The organism is Paraburkholderia sp. EG304 (assembly GCF_046543485.1).
Classification (GTDB): domain Bacteria; phylum Pseudomonadota; class Gammaproteobacteria; order Burkholderiales; family Burkholderiaceae; genus Paraburkholderia; species Paraburkholderia youngii.
Genome location: NZ_JBKGUA010000455.1, coordinates 1 through 255 on the forward strand (window position 1 = coordinate 1; position 255 = coordinate 255).

The following is a 255-nucleotide window of genomic DNA, read 5'->3' on the forward strand; positions in this document are numbered from 1 at the left end:
CTTCATAGTTGCGATTCTTGGCGGAGAACGGACTGATCGATGGCTGGATGATATCAATCGGTTGAGGTGTATCGAAGACGTATTCGCTGTCGCTCAGGACAATACGCTGGAATGGGCCGAGGTATTCCCCGAGAAGTGCCCATATCCTGTCGACCGTCGGGGTGCGTTCTGGATAGCCGATGTGGCATCGCCAGATGGCTGGGTGCGGATGAGAATCCAGGAATTGCGAAGCAGCACAAAGTGGCTGTGGGTCAT

The 255-nt window shown here is 54.5% G+C and carries 1 pseudogene; it reads right to left on the reverse strand.

The annotated features are described in order from the left end of the window. Positions 1-255: pseudogene (locus ACLFKU_RS44720) on the reverse strand (glycosyl transferase group 1); the annotation flags it as partial.